This window comes from Bacillaceae bacterium S4-13-56 (assembly GCA_040191315.1).
GTDB lineage: Bacteria > Bacillota > Bacilli > Bacillales > JAWJLM01 > JAWJLM01.
Window position 1 is genome coordinate 1 of the sequence record JAWJLM010000050.1, and the last position, 13,523, is coordinate 13,523.

Sequence of the window (13,523 nt, forward strand, 5' to 3'; positions counted from 1 at the left end):
ACATTTTCCCGTTATGCGCAGGAGCCACCAATCATATCTCAAGATTCCCCCATTTTTGCGCGTATGTTTCCATTATTCATCTCCAAACAAAATCAGAAAATAAATCAACGCAAATCCGTTGACTCACAATCTTTAGTTTGTTAGCATATTAGCATGGTAAAGTATTAAAGCAAAAGTGAAATACAATAGAAAATACAACACCAAAAATGATCATCATTTCACTTTTTGAAAAATGTTCATTACAATGAACTTTAACAAAAGAAAGGTTGTTTTGTCGATGAAGAAGCAAATGTTTGAAAAGCCATTAGGCATGCGTGATACATTGCCAGAACTCTATCAGCAAAAAGAAAGAGTAAGGAATGTTCTATCTGAACAGTTAGGGAGCTGGGGGTATCATTATCTTGATACGCCCATTTTGGAATATTACGAGACTGTTGGGGGAGCAAGTGCCATACAGGATCAACAGCTTTTTAAATTATTGGATCAACAGGGACATACTCTCGTGATGCGCCCGGATATGACAGCACCCATCGCACGAGTGGCTGCCTCAAGATTGAAAGACCAGCCGATGCCTTATCGCTTAGCTTATGCAGGTCCTGTTTTTCGTGCTCAACAGTTCGAGGGCGGACGTCCTGCCCAATTTGAGCAAGTGGGCATTGAGTTAATAGGAGACCCATCGATCTATGGCGATGGAGAAGTCATCGCACTTCTTGCCAAGTCACTCGAGAAAATTGGGCTCCCTGCTTATCAAATTACAGTCGGACATATTGGTTTCGTCCGCGGGCTTCTGGATGAAGTCTTTCCAGAGGATAAAGAAATTATTGAAAAGTTTATTCATCTTCTCCATAGAAAAAATCGTGTCGGTTTTGAGGAGTTATTAGAACATCAATCTATTAACCAACAAGATAAAGATCGCATCTTGCAATTGCTCACTTTGAAAGGAAATGGCGACTTAATTGATCGTGCTAGACAGGTGGCTCTATCTAATGAAAAAATGGTAGAAGCTCTTGAAGAATTAGGAGCTTTAAAGGGAGTCTTGAAAGGCTATGAAGTTACCGATGTCATGGAATATGATTTAACCCTGGTCAGCCATATGAGCTATTATACAGGCATTTTATTTGAAGGATATGCCCCAGGGCTTGGTGGATTAATTTGTAACGGTGGTCGTTATGATCAGCTACTCCCTGCTTTTCAATCGAATACATCGGCCACTGGATTTGCCATTCACTTAGATGATGTAATTGAGGCGTTAGGCCAGCAAGAATCCCAAGAAAAACCCGAAGTCTTATACTTTAAAAATCAACAGGAATTTCTTAAAGCTGTAAAAACAGCCGAGCAGTCCCGTTCAGAAGGAAAACGTGTGATCATCCAAAGAAAGGGGGAGGACCATGAATAGTCCATTGACCATTGCTATGCCTAAGGGTCGAATTTTTGAGGAGGCGGCAGATTTACTGAAAAAAGCAGGTTATGCCGTTCCAGATGACCCAGAGTCCTCTCGTAAGCTCATTCTTGATCTCCCGGGGCAAAATATTCGGTATATGATGGCGAAACCAATGGATGTAGTCACCTATGTTGAATACGGAGCTGCAGACATTGGAATTGCCGGGAAGGATGTTCTTTTGGAGCAGGATCGTGACGTGTATGAATTATTGGACCTTGAAATTAGTCCATGTTATTTGGCTGTGGCCGGCCTTCCTAATCAACCCATGAATTCGATCGCACCAAAAATTGCAACAAAATATCCGAATGTAGCCTCCCAATATTTCCGTGAACAGGGGGAACAAATCGAAATCATTCCTCTAAACGGATCGATTGAATTAGCTCCCCTTATAGGGCTAGCAGATCGAATTGTTGACATTGTTTCTTCGGGTAGAACCTTAAAGGAAAATGGACTTGTAGAATATGAAAAAACAACTTCTATTACCTCAAGATTTATAGCCAATCCAGTAAGTTATCGTTTTAAAGGGAAGCTCATAGATCCGATGGTGGAGAAATTGAGAAACCAAATCAGAGGAGGGTGGTAAGATGAAAATCATAAGTCCTAATGAATTGGACGTATTAAAGCGAAAAATAGATACGGGCAGCGAAGAACAACGAAAATCTGTTCAATCGATCATTGAGAATGTACGAAAAAGGAAAGATTCTGCACTAAAAGATTACACAAAAATCCTGGACAAGGCAGAGTTAGATGATTTTCGTGTGAGCGAGCAGGAAATTCAGGCTGCTATAGAAACTCTTCCATCTTCCATGATCAAAACAATCCAAGAGGCTATAGACAATATAAGAGAATATCATGAAAAACAAAAACGGCAATCATGGTTTATGACTCGAAACGATGGAACGATGCTAGGGCAGAAAGTAACCCCTCTTGATTCAGTTGGGGTTTATGTTCCTGGTGGCACGGCAGCTTATCCTTCCTCTGTCTTGATGAATGTGATTCCCGCTCAGGTCGCTGGGGTAGAAAGGATCGTCATGGTTTCTCCACCTGATAAAGATGGGAACTTGAGCAAGGGAGTCCTTGCATCCGCCTGCCTTTTAGGAGTTAAGGAAATCTATAAGGTGGGAGGCGCACAGGCTGTTGCCGCACTAGCTTATGGGACGGAGACCATTACTCCCGTCGATAAAATTACAGGACCTGGAAATATTTATGTTGCACTTGCCAAAAGAGAGGTCTTTGGAGATGTTGATATCGACATGATCGCGGGTCCATCTGAGATTGTAGTTTTATCAGATGAAACAGGCAACTCTACTGAAATTGCAGCAGACCTCCTCTCTCAAGCAGAACATGATGAACGCGCATCAAGCATTCTAGTTACTACCTCTGAAAAATTAGGTCATGAGGTTGCACAGCAGGTTGAAGATCAGCTTCGTACCTTGCCTAGAGAGGTTATTGCAAGAACTTCTGTTGAAAATTATGGAGGAGTCGTACTATGCAAGAATTTAACGGAAGCTATTGATGTAGTTAATCAGTTGGCGCCGGAGCACTTAGAAGTTTTAGTAGAAGAACCATTCACCTACTTAGATCAAATTCGGCACGCTGGTGCTATATTTATAGGGAAATACAGCTCAGAGCCTGTCGGTGATTATTTCGCAGGAACGAATCATGTTTTACCTACGAATGGAACAGCTAGATTTTCAAGTCCTCTTAATGTGGATGACTTTATGAAAAAATCAAGTGTCATTTATTATAGTCAACAAGCGTGGAAGGAAAACTATGAAAAGATAGCAGACTTTGCTCGCTTAGAGGGCTTTGAAGCTCACGCGAGAGCTGTTGAAATCAGGAAGCGAGGGAACTAGAGTGGAAGAACGTCGCAGTTATATTAATCGTCAAACAAGGGAAACGCAAATAGAGGTTAACCTGTTTATTGATGGAGATGGCAAATCAGAGCTAGATATCCAGGTGCCTTTTATGGCTCACATGATGGAGCTTTTTACGAAGCACGGCTTTTTTACTACAAATATTAAGGCTAAAGGGGATGTGGAGGTGGATGACCACCACGTAACGGAGGACCTTGGGATTTGTTTAGGTCAGGCTTTAAAACAGGCCCTTGGAACAAAAGAAGGAATTAAACGTTACGGTTCCTCTACCATTCCGATGGATGAAGCTCTGGTGACCGTGGCTGTTGATTTAAGTGATCGTCCACATTTGGAGTGGAAGGCTGAGTTACCTTCCACTAAACTTGGAACTTTTGATACGGAAAATGTCCACGAGTTTTTTTGGAAGTTCGCTTTGGAAGCTCGTATGAACTTGCATATAGTTGTTCACCATGGCCGCAATACCCATCACATCGTGGAGGCTATGTTTAAGGCTATAGCTAGGGCGTTGGATGAAGCTACGCAAATTGATCCGCGAATTCAAGGTATACTTTCTACGAAAGGAAGCTTAGGATAAATGATTGGGATTATAGATTACGGCATGGGCAATCTCTACAGTGTGGAAAAAGCCTTCGAGAGACTCCGTTTCCCAGCTTTTTTAAGTGGAGATCGTAAGGAGCTGGAGAAAGCTGATGGACTTCTTCTACCAGGCGTTGGTGCATTTCCTGACGCAATGAAGGCCCTTTACGAGCAAGAACTGGTGGACTGGGTTCAAGAAAAAGCAGCTAATGGGACACCTCTTTTTGGAATTTGCCTTGGAATGCAGCTTCTTTTTGAGGAAAGTGAAGAAATAAAGCCTACGAAGGGGCTGGGTCTTCTAGAAGGAAGGATTATTCCTTTTCGGGGAATGGATGGTCAGGGGAACCGCTATAAAGTGCCTCATATGGGATGGAATCGTTTGACCTTTGAACAACCCGATTCGCCTATTGTGAAAGATACAGAAGAAGGCTATGTGTATTTTGTACATTCATATCTGGCCGAGACTACCCCTGAATTGACGATTGCTTCTGCTACCTATGAAACGAAGGTGCCAGGTGTTGTAGGCAGAGGGAATGTTTTTGGTGCACAGTTTCACCCTGAAAAAAGTGGAGCAACAGGAATGAAGCTCTTAGAGAACTATTGCGATTTTGTTCAGAATAAAAAGGCTTAATGCTAATAGATAAACATGCATTTATTTAGAAAACTTGGCATTCGCCAAGCCTTTGTGGCGAATGGCTTAGTTGCACTTATGCAGATAGGAAAGTTTTATACTTTCCTATCTGTTAAAAAAATTTGAAATAGAGGGATACCATGGATATCGGAATATATCCGGCGATTGATATGCGAGGCGGCAAATGTGTACGTCTTTTGCAAGGAGATTATGCTAAAGAAACCATATATGGAGATTCTCCCTTTGATATGGCCAAAACCTTTGTAGAGGCTGGCGTCAAATGGATTCACATGGTGGATCTTGATGGAGCAAGGGATGGAAAGCGAATCAATGCGGAGCATGTACTTCGAGTGGCAAAAGAACTTCCTGTAAAAGTGCAAATTGGGGGAGGAATCCGTTCAGAAGAAGATGTCGCTTTTTACGTAGAACAAGGGGCCGATAGGGTCATTATTGGAAGTATTGCAGTTTCTAATAAAGAACTAACCAAAGAATTGCTGAAAAAATATCCTGGCAAAATCGCCATAGGATTAGATGTGAAAGACGGATTTGTTGCTACTCATGGGTGGTATGACACTTCTTCGGTCACAGCAGTAGAATTGGGAAAAGAATATGCACAGGCTGGAGCTTCCATTTATATCTACACGGACATATCTAAAGATGGAATGATGCAAGGTCCGAATGTACAGGCAATCACTGAATTGGCAGAAGAAACGGGGGTTCCTGTCATTGCTTCGGGAGGTGTTCGTGGGCAACAGGATGTGGAGGAACTGTCTACTTATCCAAGAAAATTGGTGGAGGGTGCGATTATTGGGAAAGCCCTTTATACAGGTGCAGTTAACCTCCGCAAGCTTATGAATGAGGTGGATAGCCATGCTGACTAAAAGAATTATACCCTGCCTTGATGTTAAAGAGGGCCGAGTCGTAAAAGGGATACAATTTGTTAATCTGCGCGATGCGGGCGACCCAGTTGAACTTGCTAAAGTGTATGATAAGCAAGGGGCGGATGAACTTGTATTTTTAGATATTTCAGCTTCACATGAAGGAAAGGAAACCATGATTGATGTTGTGCGAGAGGTTGCAGCAGAACTGGCTATTCCTTTTACGGTGGGAGGAGGAATTCGTACTTTAGAGGATATGAAAAGAGTACTGAGAGCCGGTGCAGATAAGGTCTCATTAAATACAGCTGCTATTGAAAATCCTTCTATTATCAAAGAAGGGTCTGACTTTTTTGGAAAGCAATGTATCGTTGTTGCTATAGACGCAAAGTTTGAACCAGAAGAAAGTAAATGGTATGTCTATACGCATGGAGGAAGAAAAAAGTCACAATATGAGTTGATTGAATGGGTTCGTAAAATAGAAGAACTGGGTGCAGGTGAAATCCTTTTAACGAGCATGGATCAAGACGGAGAGAAAAAAGGTTTTGATTTACCGTTATTGAAAGCTGTTCAGGAAATTGCAACCATTCCTGTCATTGCTTCTGGAGGAGCAGGAAGTGCCGAGCATTTTGTAGATGCATTTCAAGAAACCCAAGTCGATGCAGCATTAGCGGCTTCGATTTTTCATTATCAAGAAACATCCATTCAAGCTGTTAAGGAACAGTTAAAGGAGAAGGGAGTTCATGTGCGATGAACCAAAAGTGGATAGAAGAAGTTCGATTTGATGAAAAGGGATTAGTTCCTGCTATTGTTCAGGATAGTGCTAGTAAAGAAGTGCTGACCCTTGCCTATATGAACAAAGAATCGTTAACTAAAACAATTGAGACAGGTCAAACGTGGTTCTTTAGTCGTTCAAGGCAGGAGCTTTGGCATAAAGGAGAGACGTCAGGCAACACTCAAACAGTGCAATCCATAAAATATGACTGTGACCAGGATGCTGTACTTGTTTTAGTTGATCCAGCAGGTCCTGCCTGTCACACAGGAAGCTATTCTTGCTTTGATAAGACCGTGTATGGGAATGAGACAGTTGCAATAGAGGACCGTTACGCCATTATAAATGAACTAGAATCTTTACTTGCAAAAAGAAAGCAGGAGCTGCCAGAAGGATCCTACACCGCTTCCCTTTTCAAAGGTGGAGTCGATCGAATCGGGAAAAAGGTAATTGAAGAAGCGGGTGAGGTGGTTATTGCTGCCAAAAATCATGACCAAGAGGAAATGGCTTGGGAGGCTGCGGATCTATTGTTTCACACCTTACTTCTAATGACAGAAGAAAAGCTTTCAATTGATCGAGTCTTACAAGTTTTAGAAGAACGCCATCAATCAAAATAGTTGTGACATTTATCCCGCATGAACGAGCGGTAATCCCCCCACCAACTCTTTTCTTTTCACTTAAGACTTGAGGTGGGGGTACTACTCCCATGAAAATAAAACATTACATTTTTCATCCTTGTTGGTGAAGCTTGCTTCATGATTGGCTGCCCGTTCATGTCCGATTGGTTCAAGGCCCTTTAGGTGGGTGCTAACAATCAGTGGGGACGGAAACTGATTCGTTTTACTTTATAATTTTTTTCTGTGCATACGTGTGTTATAATGTCAACGCGTAGTCAGGAGGATTTTATCACAATGTCATCCCTAAGCCAAAAACAAAATGTTAATAAAATAGTTTCTATTCAACAAGATGCCAATTTTTACTTCCACAAAGGAGTCAAAGCTTTCCAAAAGCGTGATTTCCTTAAAGCAAAGAAGGCGTTTATTAAGGCAGTCGAATTAGCTCCTAGTGAACCACTGTTTAAGTGTCAGCTTTCAGTATTACACACAGAGATGGGCTCCTATCATGTCGCTAATCAACTTCTTAATGAAGTCCTAGAAGATTATCAGGAAGAATATAGTGATTGTTATTATTTGTTAGCTAATAATTTCGCGCATCTTGGTTTGTTTTATGAAGCTAAGAAGTATTCAAAAAAATATTTAGACACAGAGAATGATGGCGAGTTTGTAGAGGATGCTAGCCAGTTATTAGAGTTAATAGAGTTAAACGAGGAAGAAATGGATGAAGATTGGATGTTTCAAGAAGAGGACGAACTCCTCATGCATCAGGAATCTGTTTTTTATCACATGGAACGGGAAAATTGGAAAGAAGCCCTTCCTATACTCAATGAAATGCTAGCGTTATATCCCGATCAGGTCTCTGTTAAACACGATTATGCTTATGTAATTTTCCAGTTGGGTCATAAAGATGAAGCAATTAAGCTTGAAGAGACTTGGCTTGAAAATGAACCGGGATCCCTTCATAGTCATTGTAATCTTGCTCAATTTTACTATTTAGAGCAATCCGAGAAAGCGAAGAATCACATGGAGATTCTTCAACTAGTATATCCTATGCATGATGGACAAAAATTAAAAGTAGCAGTTACCTTAGCGAAGGTAGGATATTATAAAGAAGCATATGACCGTTTTTTAATACTTCAAAAAAGGAACCTTAAAGAATATCGATCCTATTTTCAATGGTTCAGTATATCAGCTTATAAAACGGGTCACCTATCTAAAGCACTTGAGCTATGGGAAGAGGGCTTGAAGAAATTCCCTTGCTTATCGCAAAAGAAAGGACCTTGGGAATGGTAACGAAGACATTTAGACTATTAAGCTGGTTATAGAGCATATAAATAGACCCCCGGGGGTATAACTGATACTATAGGGGTTATAGAAAAAAGATACATTGCCGAAAAGGGGCTGATTTTGTGGAAGAACGTATTTATGATGTTATTATTGCGGGTGCAGGTCCAGCTGGAATGACAGCTGCCGTTTATGCGTCTCGTGCTAATCTAGACACCTTGATGATTGAGAGAGGTGTACCAGGTGGCCAGATGGCAAACACAGAAGAAGTAGAAAATTATCCAGGGTATGATCATATTCTTGGCCCAGAACTATCTACCAAAATGTTTGACCATGCCAAAAAATTTGGAGCAGAATATGCTTATGGAGATATTAAAGAGGTCAAGGATGGAAAAGAATATAAGACCGTTGTGGCTGGGAGTAAAGAATATAAAGCACGTGCGGTCATTATAACAACTGGTGCGCAATATAAAAAAATGGGGGTTCCAGGAGAACAAGAACTTGGTGGCCGTGGAGTTTCTTATTGTGCTGTTTGTGATGGTGCTTTCTTTAAAGAGAAAGAGCTTTTCGTCATTGGTGGTGGAGACTCTGCCGTGGAAGAGGGTGTCTATCTAACACGTTTTGCAAAAAAAGTAACCATTGTTCACAGAAGAGATCAATTGAGAGCACAAAAAATTCTACAGCAACGTGCATTCGATAACGAGAAAATTGATTTCATTTGGAATACAGTCGTTGAAAAAATCAGCGAGAAGGATGGAAAAGTAGGAAGTGTGACCCTAAAGAACAGGGAAACAAATGAAACTTACGATGCTCCAATTGATGGTGTCTTTGTTTATATTGGTATGGTTCCATTAAGCAAACCTTTCGAATCTTTAGGAATTACTAATGAAGAAGGATATATTGTTACTAATGAAAAAATGGAAACACAAGTACCAGGTATTTTTGCTGCTGGTGACATCCGTGAAAAGGAATTAAGACAAATTGTAACAGCTACAGGTGACGGAAGTATAGCGGCTCAATCTGCTCAACATTATATTGAAAATCTGTTAGAAGAATTAAAAGCAGCTAAGTAGTACAGTTGTCCAAGTACTTCTTCAAAGCAAGAGATATAAAGTAACTGCAATTTAACTCTGTTGTAACATGTATGAAACATTTATGGGGTACAATAATAAACATAGAATTGACCCCCTTTTAATAGATATATTTTGAAAGCGTAGGCCCCTTGGTCTGCGCTGATTTTTTTTGCTTATCCCACACGAACGGGCAGTCATACCCCCACCTCAAGTTTTAAGTGAAATGAAAAGAGTAGGTGGGGTATTGGATCCCATGAAAATAAAACATTAAATTGTTCATCCTAGTTGGTGAAGCTTGCTTGCCCTTTTTATTGAGTTTTGCAAGGTGACGGAGCTCGAAAGTGAATAATAGGGGCGTTTTAATTGAGTTTAGCAAGGCGATAGATCTCGAAAGTGAATAAAAAGAGCGTTTTAATTGAGTTTCACAAGGTGATAGAGCTCGAAAGTGAATAAAAAGAGCATTTTAATTGAGTTTTGCTGTTTGATAAGGCCCGAAAGTGAAAAAAAAGAGCGTTTTAATTGAGTTTCACAAGGTGACGGAGCCCGAAAGTGAATAAAAAGAGCGTTTTAATTGGGTTTCACAAGGTGACGGAGCCCGAAAGTGAATAGAAAGAGCGTTTTAATTGAGTTTCACGAGGTGATAGAGCCCGAAAGTGAATAAAAAGAGCATTATAATTGAGTTTTGCAAGGTGACGGAGCCCGAAAGTGAATAAAAAGGGCGTTTTAATTGAGTTTCATAAGGTGGAAGAGCCCGAAAGTGAATAAAAAGAGCATTATAATTGAGTTTCACAAGGTGATAGAGCTCGAAAGTGAATAAAAAGAGCGTTTTAATTGAGTTTCATAAGGTGACGGAGCCCGAAAGTGAATAATAAGAGCATTATAATTGAGTTTCACAAGGTGGAAGAGCTCAAAAGCATTTTTAATCGTCAAATCTTAAAAAAGCCCCCACACAAGGGCCTGTCCTGACACTTGGAGCCCCCAAACATCATTAAATGTTCGGGTCCCTTAAGTCGCCTACGGGTTTCTTTTTAATGTATAATAATAGTATGAGTCAAAGAAAGTTGGGGTGTTGATGCAGAGAATAACGAATTGTATTTTAAATTATAATGGTTCCCTTCTGATGCTTCAAAAACCTAGTCGAGGGTGGTATGTAGCGCCAGGAGGAAAAATGGAGGTGACGGAGTCCATTAAACAATCTGTAACAAGGGAATTCAAGGAGGAGACGGGATTAGTCCTTCAAGATCCCCAATTAAGAGGTGCTTTCACAGTCATTATCGAGGAGCAAGGAAAAGTTGTTGATGAGTGGATGATGTTTACTTTTTACTGTGAAGAATTTTCGGGACAGCTGTTAGAACATAGTGAAGAAGGTAAGTTGGAATGGGTACCAATGAACGCTTATTCCGATTTGCCTATGGCACCAGGTGATTATCATATCTTTGACCATATATTAGAAAGCAATCAGCTCATTTATGGGACTTTTACATACACAGAAGATTTCACATTAATTTCCATTGATTTAGATCCGCCAAGACCATAGGATTAGGAGGGGTTACACATGACAAAAGTAAGCGAAGAAACACAACTAGTGATTATTACGGGTATGTCTGGAGCAGGAAAAACGGTTGCTATCCAAAGCTTTGAGGATTTGGGATTCTTTTGTATTGATAACCTCCCACCGGCCTTGTTGCCAAAGTTGTTAGAACTCATGAAGGATTCAAAACATGACATTCAAAGAGTGGCTTTAGGAATGGATCTAAGAGGTAGAGAGTTTTTTGATTCATTGTTTGGAGCATTAGATAAGCTTGCGAATGAAGAATGGTTACAAGAACATATTTTATTTTTAGATGCTGATGACCAAACTCTGGTTACAAGATATAAAGAGACACGTCGTTCTCACCCTCTTGCACCTGAGGGTACCCCTTTAGAAGGGATTCGCCAGGAAAGAGTGATTCTTGAGGAACTGAAAGGAAGAGCTCAAAGTATTATAAATACAACACAATTAAAGCCAAGAGAGTTACGTGAAAAAATCCTTTCCTCCTATTCTAAGAAAACACAACAGGTTTTTTCCGTAAATGTGATATCCTTTGGATTTAAGCATGGGATTCCTATTGATGCAGACCTCGTGTTTGATGTTCGTTTCTTGCCAAATCCACACTATGTAGAACATATGCGACCACTCACTGGACTGGATTCGGATGTTGCATCTTATGTTTTTAAATGGACAGAAACACATAAGTTCATAGAAAAGCTTTTTGATTTGCTTCAATTTATGCTTCCTCAGTATAAAAGAGAGGGAAAAAGTCAGTTAGTAATTGCGATTGGGTGTACAGGTGGACAACATCGATCGGTTGCACTTGCTGAATATACGGCTAAACATTTTTCTAAGGATTATATCACCCATGTCACTCATCGTGATATTGATAAGAGAAAGGGTTTGTAGTGAATGACAAAGAAGGAAGTACCCCGAATTGTTGTAATTGGCGGGGGTACAGGATTACCCGTCTTGTTACGAGGCTTAAAGAATTACCCGATAGATATTACCGCGCTTGTTACGGTAGCGGATGATGGAGGAAGCTCGGGAAGACTTCGTGATGAGATGGAAATTCCAGCACCAGGAGATATTAGAAATGTTATTGCTTCCTTATCGACGGCAGAACCAATGATCCTAGAACTTTTTCAGCATCGTTTTAAAAACGGTAATGGATTATCTGGCCATTCCTTAGGTAATCTACTCCTTGCTGCAATGACCGCCATAACAGGGGATTTTTATAATGGAATTAAGGAAATTTCAAGAGTATTAAATGTGAAAGGGACTATCCTACCCATTGCTAATCAGAATATGGTATTGCATGCAGAAATGATGGACGGTACTTTTGTATCAGGAGAATCAAATATCCCCAAAGCTAAAAAGAGAATTAAGCGTGTCTTTTTAAGTCCTCAGCCCGTTCAACCTTTACCTGAGGCTGTGGAAGCTATACAAAACGCGGACTTTATTGTTATAGCACCAGGGAGCCTGTATACCAGCACTTTGCCTAATATGATCGTTCCACAAATTGCGGACGCCATGAGAAATACAAATGCACAAGTGGTTTATGTATGTAATGTCATGACTCAGGATGGAGAAACGAATGGGTATTCAGCTGCTGATCATATTGAGGCTATTGAGGAACATGTTGGAACTGATTGTGTAAGTGGAATTATTGTTCATAATCGTCCCATTGACTTAGATATTCGAAAACGTTATGCAGTAGAAAATTCAGAGCCTGTTATTTATGATACGGACCGATTAAAGAAAATGGGAATTGAAGTTATTGAGGAAGATATCATTGAATTGTCTAAAAAAGGATTACTTCGTCATAATACAGAAAAGATTTCGAAGCTTATTTATCAGTTACTACTAAAAACTTAGGTAGGGGGGTGTTGAATTTGTCGTTTGCATCAGAGACAAAAAAAGAATTGACCAATGTTACGGTTGACATGTGCTGTGCTCGTTCAGAATTAGCAGCACTGATTCGGATGAATGGCTCTGTTTCCTTATCCAATCATCAATATGTTCTAGACGTACAAACCGAAAACGCTGCGATAGCACGCCGAATCTACACCCTTATTAAAATGATATATTTCCATCCAATAGAACTGTTGGTTCGTAAAAAAATGAGATTAAAAAAGAACAATGTGTATATCGTAAGACTAAAAGAAGGTGTTCGCAGTTTGCTTAAAGACTTAGAAATTTTAAGAGAGCCATTTGAACTAGTGAGAACAATTTCTCCTAGTTTTACAAAGAAAAAATGTTGCCGTAGATCTTACCTTCGAGGAGCTTTTTTGGCGGGTGGTTCTGTTAACAATCCAGAAACTTCTTCCTATCATTTAGAGATCTTTACAATTTATGAGGAACACAACGAGGCATTGTGTAAGTTAATGAACTCATTTAAGTTACATGCTAGATCTCTTGAAAGGAAAAATGGATACATTTGCTATCTTAAGGAAGCAGAGAAAATTACAGAGTTTCTAGTAAATATAGGAGCCCATCAAGCGCTGTTACGATTTGAGGATATTCGTATTATGAGAGATATGAGAAATTCAGTCAATCGCTTGGTGAACTGTGAGACTGCTAATCTTAATAAAACGATTGGTGCAGCTTTTCGTCAAGTGGAAAATATAAAGTATATAGAAAACACAGTTGGTTTAGGAGCTCTTCCTGAAAAACTTCGTGAGATTGCAGAGCTTCGCGTAAAACATCAAGATGTAACATTAAAAGAATTGGGTGAACTTATGTCTGCACCCATTAGTAAATCGGGTATAAATCACCGTTTACGTAAGATCGATGAATTTGCTGAAAAAGTTAGAAAAGGAGATATTATTCATGAATAACACCTT

14 protein-coding genes are annotated in these 13,523 nt (G+C 40.1%); all 14 read left to right on the forward strand.

What is annotated here, in order from left to right; translation table 11 throughout:
* Positions 1–277 precede the first annotated feature (277 nt).
* The 14 genes from RZN25_13085 (at position 278) to whiA (ending at position 13,517) form a co-directional block, all read left to right on the forward strand.
* Positions 278–1,396, forward strand: coding sequence for an ATP phosphoribosyltransferase regulatory subunit (locus tag RZN25_13085; protein MEQ6377749.1), 1,119 nt, complete (start codon positions 278–280; stop codon positions 1,394–1,396).
* A complete protein-coding gene (gene hisG, locus RZN25_13090) occupies positions 1,389–2,024 on the forward strand; it encodes an ATP phosphoribosyltransferase (GenBank protein MEQ6377750.1) in 636 nt (211 codons plus the stop codon). The genes RZN25_13085 and hisG overlap by 8 nt, the downstream gene beginning before the upstream one ends.
* Before the next feature lies 1 nt (position 2,025).
* Positions 2,026–3,297 carry a histidinol dehydrogenase gene (gene hisD / locus RZN25_13095; protein ID MEQ6377751.1) on the forward strand — a complete coding sequence of 424 codons (1,272 nt, stop codon included), beginning with the start codon at positions 2,026–2,028 and terminating at the stop codon, positions 3,295–3,297.
* Position 3,298: 1 nt separating this feature from the next.
* Positions 3,299–3,892: an imidazoleglycerol-phosphate dehydratase HisB gene (gene hisB, locus RZN25_13100; protein ID MEQ6377752.1), complete on the forward strand. Its 594-nt coding sequence runs from the start codon at positions 3,299–3,301 to the stop codon at positions 3,890–3,892.
* Positions 3,893–4,525, forward strand: coding sequence for an imidazole glycerol phosphate synthase subunit HisH (gene hisH, locus RZN25_13105; GenBank protein MEQ6377753.1), 633 nt, complete (start codon positions 3,893–3,895; stop codon positions 4,523–4,525).
* A 140-nt stretch (positions 4,526–4,665) separates the two neighbouring features.
* Positions 4,666–5,406 (forward strand): 1-(5-phosphoribosyl)-5-[(5-phosphoribosylamino)methylideneamino]imidazole-4-carboxamide isomerase, encoded by a 741-nt coding sequence (hisA, locus tag RZN25_13110; GenBank protein ID MEQ6377754.1) that lies wholly within the window; start codon positions 4,666–4,668, stop codon positions 5,404–5,406.
* On the forward strand, positions 5,396–6,154 hold the full coding sequence (gene hisF / locus RZN25_13115; GenBank protein ID MEQ6377755.1) for an imidazole glycerol phosphate synthase subunit HisF: 759 nt from the start codon (positions 5,396–5,398) through the stop codon (positions 6,152–6,154). Before hisA ends, hisF begins: the two co-directional genes overlap by 11 nt.
* A complete protein-coding gene (hisIE, locus tag RZN25_13120; GenBank protein ID MEQ6377756.1) occupies positions 6,151–6,789 on the forward strand; it encodes a bifunctional phosphoribosyl-AMP cyclohydrolase/phosphoribosyl-ATP diphosphatase HisIE in 639 nt (212 codons plus the stop codon). The genes hisF and hisIE overlap by 4 nt, the downstream gene beginning before the upstream one ends.
* 294 nt (positions 6,790–7,083) lie before the next feature.
* Positions 7,084–8,082: a tetratricopeptide repeat protein gene (locus RZN25_13125; GenBank protein ID MEQ6377757.1), complete on the forward strand. Its 999-nt coding sequence runs from the start codon at positions 7,084–7,086 to the stop codon at positions 8,080–8,082.
* Between the two features lie 116 nt (positions 8,083–8,198).
* Positions 8,199–9,146, forward strand: coding sequence for a thioredoxin-disulfide reductase (gene trxB, locus RZN25_13130; GenBank protein ID MEQ6377758.1), 948 nt, complete (start codon positions 8,199–8,201; stop codon positions 9,144–9,146).
* 1,072 nt (positions 9,147–10,218) lie between these two features.
* On the forward strand, positions 10,219–10,683 hold the full coding sequence (locus RZN25_13135; GenBank protein MEQ6377759.1) for an 8-oxo-dGTP diphosphatase: 465 nt from the start codon (positions 10,219–10,221) through the stop codon (positions 10,681–10,683).
* Positions 10,684–10,701: 18 nt separating this feature from the next.
* Positions 10,702–11,586, forward strand: a complete 885-nt coding sequence (rapZ, locus tag RZN25_13140) for an RNase adapter RapZ (GenBank protein MEQ6377760.1) — start codon at positions 10,702–10,704, stop codon at positions 11,584–11,586.
* A 3-nt stretch (positions 11,587–11,589) separates the two neighbouring features.
* A complete protein-coding gene (locus RZN25_13145) occupies positions 11,590–12,555 on the forward strand; it encodes a YvcK family protein (GenBank protein MEQ6377761.1) in 966 nt (321 codons plus the stop codon).
* Positions 12,556–12,572: 17 nt separating this feature from the next.
* Complete coding sequence (gene whiA / locus RZN25_13150) at positions 12,573–13,517, forward strand: DNA-binding protein WhiA (protein MEQ6377762.1); 945 nt, start codon at positions 12,573–12,575, stop codon at positions 13,515–13,517.
* Positions 13,518–13,523: the final 6 nt, after the last annotated feature.

Bases quoted from the DNA above. Each gene is read 5' to 3' on its own strand.
- RZN25_13085 (MEQ6377749.1), top strand. From the start codon at position 278: ATGAAGAAGCAAATGTTTGAAAAGCCATTAGGCATGCGTGATACATTG.
- hisG (MEQ6377750.1), top strand. From the start codon at position 1,389: ATGAATAGTCCATTGACCATTGCTATGCCTAAGGGTCGAATTTTTGAG.
- hisA (MEQ6377754.1), top strand. From the start codon at position 4,666: ATGGATATCGGAATATATCCGGCGATTGATATGCGAGGCGGCAAATGT.
- hisH (MEQ6377753.1), top strand. From the start codon at position 3,893: ATGATTGGGATTATAGATTACGGCATGGGCAATCTCTACAGTGTGGAA.
- RZN25_13135 (MEQ6377759.1), top strand. From the start codon at position 10,219: ATGCAGAGAATAACGAATTGTATTTTAAATTATAATGGTTCCCTTCTG.
- RZN25_13145 (MEQ6377761.1), top strand. From the start codon at position 11,590: ATGACAAAGAAGGAAGTACCCCGAATTGTTGTAATTGGCGGGGGTACA.
- hisD (MEQ6377751.1), top strand. From the start codon at position 2,026: ATGAAAATCATAAGTCCTAATGAATTGGACGTATTAAAGCGAAAAATA.
- rapZ (MEQ6377760.1), top strand. From the start codon at position 10,702: ATGACAAAAGTAAGCGAAGAAACACAACTAGTGATTATTACGGGTATG.
- RZN25_13125 (MEQ6377757.1), top strand. From the start codon at position 7,084: ATGTCATCCCTAAGCCAAAAACAAAATGTTAATAAAATAGTTTCTATT.
- hisF (MEQ6377755.1), top strand. From the start codon at position 5,396: ATGCTGACTAAAAGAATTATACCCTGCCTTGATGTTAAAGAGGGCCGA.
- hisIE (MEQ6377756.1), top strand. From the start codon at position 6,151: ATGAACCAAAAGTGGATAGAAGAAGTTCGATTTGATGAAAAGGGATTA.